The organism is Gordonia sp. (in: high G+C Gram-positive bacteria) (genome assembly GCF_049299075.1).
Lineage (GTDB): Bacteria > Actinomycetota > Actinomycetes > Mycobacteriales > Mycobacteriaceae > Gordonia.
This window is the reverse complement of record NZ_JBAQWU010000166.1, coordinates 1-6,555: the sequence shown is the minus strand read 5'-3', so window position 1 is coordinate 6,555 and position 6,555 is coordinate 1. Positions and strand designations below refer to the sequence as shown.

The following is a 6,555-nucleotide window of genomic DNA, read 5'->3' as shown; positions in this document are numbered from 1 at the left end:
GTGTTGGCTCAGCGAGCAGGCTGCCCCCGAGGGGAGCGACGCGCAGGCGATGTGGGTGGTGGAGAACAAGGCTGGCGAGCAGCTGCGCATCACGCTCAACTCGATCGAGCACGATTCGTCGCATGAGCTCGGGGTGGATCCGGGTCTGGTCAAGGACGGCGTCGAGGCGCACCTGCAGGAGCTGCTAGCCGAGCACGTGACGACCCTGGGCGACGGGTACACGCTGATCCGCCGCGAATACATGACTGCCATCGGTCCGGTCGATCTGCTGTGCCGCGACGCCGATGGGCAGACGGTGGCCGTGGAGATCAAGCGTCGCGGTGAGATCGACGGCGTGGAGCAGCTGACCCGCTACTTAGAGCTACTTAACCGGGATTCGACTTTGTCTCCGGTGGCGGGAATTTTCGCGGCCCAGCAGATCAAGCCACAAGCCAAGACGCTGGCGATAGATCGCGGAATCCGTTGCGTGACACTGGATTACGACCGTCTGCGCGGCACCGAAAGCACCGAGTTCCGACTGTTCTGAGAACGGCCGGAACTCGGTGGGCGGGATCGAATATCGACTGAATTAGGCGCTGGCTCTGGTCGGACCAGCCGGCCGTTCGGTGTCCAGATCGTCAAGGAAATCGTCGTCTGCGTACTCGACGTCGAGGGCTTCGAGTACGTCTGTGGTCTCCATACCCGGCCGGAAGTCGGCTGGATTGAAGCGATCGCGGCCGACCAAGGTGCGGTTGAGCAGGTCGGCATCGTCGGTATGGGTGGTGACGATCAGGGCGCGCTCGTCGTCCGACAACTTCAGGGCTCCGGGCAATGCCGTGAGGTGCTCGCGGAGCGCCTCGAGATGGTCGAGGATCTGGGTGTGCGCGCCGTTGGCTGCCTGGGCGAGATCGCGCGATCGGGCCAGGCGGGCTGTGGCGACGTGGTGCGCAGCGCCGCGCAGACCGGACGCATCCTCCTCGGCCGCGGCGACGACGGTCTTCGCCCGCTCCTGCGCATCGGCGACGATTTGTGCGGCTTCCTGCTCGGCGTCTGCGGCGGCTTCCTCAGCGGCGCGGACCTTCGCTTCGGCCTCGGAGATGATCTTGTCGGCCTGTTGCTGAGCCAATTCGCTGGTACTGGCGGCAGCCGAGTGCGCGTCTGCCAGGGCGGCATCGGCGTCCTGCCGTGCCACCGACACCAACTCGGAGGCTTCATCGTGTGCCGTGGCACGAATGTCAGCGGCTTCCTCGGTGGCCAGTGAGAGCATGCGCGATAGCCGCTCACTCATGCCTGCGACGGTGCTGGGCGGCACGGACAGGGCGTCGATGTCGGCCTGCATGGCGGCCATCCGGGTACGGCTGCTGTCTAGATGGCCGAGCAATTCGTCTGCGTGGGCATGAGCAGAGTCGCGATCGGCAGCCATCATCGCCAGATCGGCTTCGAGCTGGCGAATGTGGTCGGTGACCTGATCGCGGTCGTAGCCGCGCATGACGATGGAGAAGGGGCTTTGGCGCTGACCGGGAGCTGACATGTGGGCAACACTAAGCCCGAGGCAACGCAAAGTTGCGCATCGTTACCGGCGTGTTGTACTGCAATTTGGTAACGGTGGGACTGATGTGACTGGACCTCGGCGCCCGGTTCTAGTGGCTCGCGGCCGGCTCAACGAGTTCGAGCAAGACGCCGCCGGCGTCTTTCGGATGAACGAAGTTAATGCGCGAATCAGCCGTCCCACGCTTCGGTGCGGGGTACAGCAGGCGGACGCCGTTTCGAGTCAGCACGTCGGTGACAGCGTCGATATCGGTGACCCGCACGGCGAGCTGCTGCAGACCGGGACCGTTGCGGTCGAGGAACTTGGCGATGGTCGACTCGTCGTTCAACGGTGCCAGCAATTGGATTGCGACAGCGCCCTGGCCGCCACGCGGGCCGACCATGGCTTCGCGAACTCCCTGCTCGGCGTTGACCTCCTCGTGCAGGTTCACAAAGCCCAGATTGGTGGCGTACCAGTCCAGCGCCGCGTCGAGATCGGGTACGGCGATGCCGACGTGGTCGATGCCGACGACAAGGCTGGCCACGTCGTGCAGGGGATCAGTGGCTTGGCTCACGGCTTCCGATGCGGAATTGCTCATGGCATCACGGTATCCTGGACCCCAAAGCCCCTCGTCTCTGAGGTCCGTCTCGCTCGCGCGGGATCGAACAGTTAACTCGTTTCAGGAGTGTTCTAGTTGTCCGAAAACACCAACGTCATCGTTGCGGGGGCACGCACCCCGTTCGGCCGCCTGATGGGCTCGCTGCAGGGTTTCTCTGCAGTTGATCTCGGTGCCATCGCCATCAAGGGTGCGCTCGAGCGGGCGCAGGTGCCGGCCTCGGAGGTCGATTACGTCATCATGGGGCAGGTGCTCACGGCCGGTGCCGGACAGATGCCTGCCCGCCAGGCATCAGTCAAGGCGGGTATCGGCTGGGACGTACCGGCGCTCTCGATCAACAAGATGTGCCTGTCGGGTATCGACGCCATCGCGTTGGCCGATCAGCTGATTCGCGCCGGTGAGTTCGACGTCGTCGTAGCTGGCGGCATGGAGTCGATGACGCAAGCTCCGCACCTGCTCCCCGGTAGCCGCGGCGGATTCAAATACGGTGACACCGTGCTTGTCGACCACACGGCCTTTGACGGACTGCATGATGCGTTCACCGATCAGCCTATGGGTGGACTGACCGAGCAGTACAACGACACCGACGGGTTCACCCGCGAGGAGCAGGACCAGATCGCCGCACGCAGCCACCAGCTGGCCGCACAGGCGCAGGCCGACGGTGCGTTCGCGGACGAGATCGTGCCGGTCGAGATTCCGCAGCGCAAGGGTGACCCGATCGTGTTCACCGCCGATGAGGGGGTGCGCGCCGGAACCACCGCCGAGTCACTGGCTGGTTTGCGCCCAGCCTTCCGCTCCGGCGGGACCATCACCGCGGGCAACGCCTCGCAGATCTCCGACGGTGCGTGCGCAGTGGTCGTGATGCGCAAATCGAAGGCCGAACAGCTGGGCGTGCAGTGGCTGTGCGAGATCGGTGCCCACGGTAACGTCGCCGGCCCGGACTCGTCCCTCCAGGAGCAGCCGGCCAATGCCATCCTCGCTGCGTGTCAGCGAGACGGCATCTCGCCCGCCGATCTGAAGGTCGTCGAACTCAATGAGGCCTTCGCCGTGGTCGGACTCGCCTCGACCCGCAAGCTCGGCATTGATCCGCAGATCGTCAACGTCAACGGTGGCGCCATCGCCGTCGGTCACCCGATCGGTGCGTCCGGTGCCCGCGTGGTGCTGCACACCGCGCTGGAGCTCAAGCGCCGCGGCGGCGGGGTCGGCGCGGCCGCGCTCTGCGGTGCCGGTGGCCAGGGTGACGCACTGATCGTCCGAGTCCCGGAGGCCTGATCACCATGACTACCACCAGTGCATCCCCCACGTGGACCGACCGCTGGTTCAACCTGTCCGAGCCGGCTCCGCGTTTCCGGCTGATCGCGCTCATCGAGGCGATGACCTGGCTGCTGCTGATCATCGGCATGATCCTCAAGCGGACCGCCGATATCGAGTCGGCGACCATGGTGCCGGGGATGCTGCACGGCATCGCCTTCATGGTCTACCTCGGTGTCACGATCTGGACGGCATCGGAACTCGGATGGGGCCGCAAGGTCACCGTGCTTGCCCTGCTCGCGTCGATTCCGCCGTTCTTCACGCTGATCTTCGAGTGGTGGGCCGAGCGCAAGGGCCATCTCTTCAGCCTCGCCGAGGGCGCCGCGGTACTCGCCGAGGACGTCGATTCCGGTAACCGGGAGACGATCACCCAATGACCGGGCCGCGGAATCGTCAGCAGAGCGCGGCCGGCCTTCAGGCGGCCGCTGCGATGTCCGGAGCGGTCGATCTGTCGGCCCTCGCGGCGAAGGCCGAGGCCGCGCGCCAGGCCCCGGTGGGCGGCAGTCGGGACGCAGATGGTGCCGGCGGTGCCAGTGGTGCGATCGTCGAGGTGACCGATGCGAGCTTCGAAGCGGTGGTTGCGCGTTCGCAGGAGCAGCTCGTCGTCGTCGAGCTGCATACGCCGCGGTCTCCGGAGAGTCTGGAGCTCTCGCCGGTGTTGGCCGGGCTCGCCGAGCGTGCCGGTGGCCGGTGGCTGCTGGCACGGGTCAACGTCGACACCAGCCCAGGCATTGCCCAGGCATTCGGGGTGCAGTCGGTGCCGATGGTGGTCGCTCTCGCCGGTGGCCAGCCGGTTGCGGCCTTCAACGGTCCGCAGCCGCAGGCACAGATCCAAGGCTGGCTCGACGATATCTTCGCCCAGGTCGGCGATATGTTCGGCGACGCTGGCCCAGCACCCGAGCAGCCGGAGGACCCGCGGATGCTGGCCGCCGAGGAGCTGATGAACGACGGCGATCTGGACGCAGCCTTGGCCGCCTACCGGGCGGTCGCCGAGACTGAACCCGCCAACGTTGAGGCCGTCGCCGCGGCGAAGAACCTCGAGTTCATCCTGCGTGCTCAGGCCCATGATCCGTCCATCGTCGACACCGCCGCGCCGGACGACGCCGACGCGCAGTTCGCTGCGGCCGATGTGCTCCTGCTCAGTCAGCAACCCGAAGTCGCATTTGAGCGAGTGCTGGCCGTGGTGCGTAGTTCCGTCGGCGACGACAAAGACCGCGCCCGGACCTTCCTACTGGAACTGTTCGAGCTCTTTGACCCGGCCGACCCGGTGGTCGTCGCCGCCCGTCGTAAGCTCGCCGCCGCCCTGTACTGAGAAAGAGTCGTCAGCTAGGGCCAGAACCGCAGGCGGGTGTGAAGAAGACCGCCGACTCGGCGGGGAGGGTGAGGCGGGCGCTGCGCGGGTAGCCGTGGCTGCCGATCGGTTCGGTGTGCACCGCACCGAGGTTGCCGACGCCGTGGCCGGCGTAGTCGGTAGCGCCGGTGTTCAGGATCTCGGTCCAGGTGCCGTTCGGCGCGAGGTCGGGCAGTCCGATCCGGTAGTCGTACAGGTCGCGGTCAGAGAAGTTGAAGAAGCAGGCGACGGTGCCGCGCGGCTCGTCCGGCTGTGCGCTGTGCCGGAGGAATCCGACGACGGTGTTGTCGGTGTCGCGCGCATCGATCCAGGCGAATCCGTCTGGGCGGCAGTCTAACTGGTGCAACGCCGGGTACTCGCGATAGAGGCGATTCACGTCGGCGACGACCCGCGCGATGCCCGCGTGCTCGGGATCGGCTGCCAGCGTCCAGTCGGGGCCGACCACGTCCGACCACTCCGCGATCTGGCCGAACTCCTGCCCCATGAAGAGCAGCTTGGCACCCGGGTGCGCCCATTGATAGGCGAGCAGGCCACGCACCCCGGCGGCGCGGTCGGAATCGCCGGGCAGACGCGACCACAGCGTGCCTTTGCCGTGCACCACCTCGTCGTGGCTCAGTGGCAGCAAGAAGTATTCGGCGAACTGGTAGGTCAGGGCGAACACCAGGCGCTCCTGCGCGGCGGCGCGCTCGGCCTGTGGGCGTGCGAGGAAGCCGAGAACGTCGTTCATCCACCCCAGATTCCAGGTGAGGTCGAAGCCGAGGCCGCCACGCTCGGTCGGAGCAGTGACGCCGGGCCACGCGCTGGATTCCTCGGCGATCACCAATGCGCCGGGCACTTCGCGGTGCACGGTGTCGGTCAGTTCGCGCAGGAAGGCGACGCCCTCGTCGTTCTCGTGGGTACCTCGGTCGTTCGGCTGCCATTGGCCGGGCCCGCGCGAATAGTCCAGGTAGAGCATGGCGGCGACGGCATCCACCCGCAGCCCGTCAAGGTGGAACTGTGTACACCAGAACAGGGCGCTGGAGATCAGAAAGTCGCGGACCTCGGGGCGGCCCAGATGGAAAGCGTAGGTGCCCCAATCAGGTTGCTCGCGACGCAAGGGATCAGGGTGCTCGTAGAGCGCGGTGCCGTCCAACTCACTGAGGGCAAAATCATCCTTCGGGAAATGCGCCGGGACCCAATCGAGAAGAACGCCGAGACCGGCACCGTGCAGGTGATCGACGAAATAGCGGAAATCGTCAGGGGCGCCGAGCCGGGCTGTTGGAGCAAAATACGAGCCGACCTGGTATCCCCATGATCCGCCGTATGGGTGCTCGGTGACCGGCAGTAACTGGACGTGCGTGAAGCCCAAGGCGGCGGCGTACTCGGCGAGCGGTGCGGCCAGTTCGCGATAGCCCAGCCCCGGCCGCCACGACGGCAGGTGGACCTCGTAGATCGAGACCGGGTGACCCTCGGTGCCCGGCGCCCGGGCCAGCCACTCATCGTCATGCCAGCTGTACGACGACCCGGCGGTGATCACCGAGGCCGTGTCGGGCGGGCACTCGGCGGCCCGGGCCAGCGGATCGGCCTTATCGCGGACGACGCCATCGGCGCCGGTGATCCGGTACTTGTACCGCTGTCCGGGGTGCGCGCCGGGCACGGTTCTCGACCAGGTGCCGTCGGCGCGGCGGGCCATCGGGTACGAGGCGGCGGCCCAGTGGTCGAAGTCGCCGAACACGGTGACCGCGCGGGCGTGGGGCGCCCAGAGGACGAACTCGGTGCCTGCCGGTGACG

7 protein-coding genes are annotated in these 6,555 nt (G+C 66.8%); 4 read left to right on the top strand and 3 right to left on the bottom strand.

Going from position 1 to position 6,555, the window contains the following annotated elements; translation table 11 throughout:
* Positions 1-526: endonuclease NucS (gene nucS, locus WAW85_RS05660; protein ID WP_422558668.1), on the top strand; the 526-nt coding region annotated here is incomplete at its 5' end.
* Positions 527-568: 42 nt separating this feature from the next.
* On the opposite strand, the gene WAW85_RS05655 is transcribed toward nucS, so the two are convergent.
* Both WAW85_RS05655 and mce read right to left on the bottom strand, forming a co-directional pair.
* Positions 569-1,510: a hypothetical protein gene (locus tag WAW85_RS05655; protein ID WP_422558667.1), complete on the bottom strand. Its 942-nt coding sequence runs from the start codon at positions 1,508-1,510 to the stop codon at positions 569-571.
* Positions 1,511-1,619: 109 nt separating this feature from the next.
* Positions 1,620-2,105: a methylmalonyl-CoA epimerase gene (gene mce / locus WAW85_RS05650; RefSeq protein WP_422558666.1), complete on the bottom strand. Its 486-nt coding sequence runs from the start codon at positions 2,103-2,105 to the stop codon at positions 1,620-1,622.
* Between the two features lie 96 nt (positions 2,106-2,201).
* On the opposite strand from mce, the gene WAW85_RS05645 reads away from it, so the two are divergent.
* The 3 genes from WAW85_RS05645 to WAW85_RS05635 are packed head-to-tail and all read left to right on the top strand — an operon-like array spanning position 2,202 to position 4,746.
* Positions 2,202-3,395 (top strand): acetyl-CoA C-acetyltransferase, encoded by a 1,194-nt coding sequence (locus WAW85_RS05645; protein WP_422558665.1) that lies wholly within the window; start codon positions 2,202-2,204, stop codon positions 3,393-3,395.
* A gap of 5 nt (positions 3,396-3,400) precedes the next feature.
* Positions 3,401-3,811, top strand: a complete 411-nt coding sequence (locus tag WAW85_RS05640; protein ID WP_422558664.1) for a DUF3817 domain-containing protein — start codon at positions 3,401-3,403, stop codon at positions 3,809-3,811.
* Positions 3,808-4,746: a tetratricopeptide repeat protein gene (locus tag WAW85_RS05635; protein WP_422558663.1), complete on the top strand. Its 939-nt coding sequence runs from the start codon at positions 3,808-3,810 to the stop codon at positions 4,744-4,746. The genes WAW85_RS05640 and WAW85_RS05635 overlap by 4 nt, the downstream gene beginning before the upstream one ends.
* Positions 4,747-4,756: 10 nt before the next feature.
* Here WAW85_RS05635 and glgB read toward each other — a convergent pair.
* On the bottom strand, positions 4,757-6,555 hold a 1,799-nt coding region (gene glgB, locus WAW85_RS05630), incomplete at its 5' end, for a 1,4-alpha-glucan branching protein GlgB (protein ID WP_422558662.1).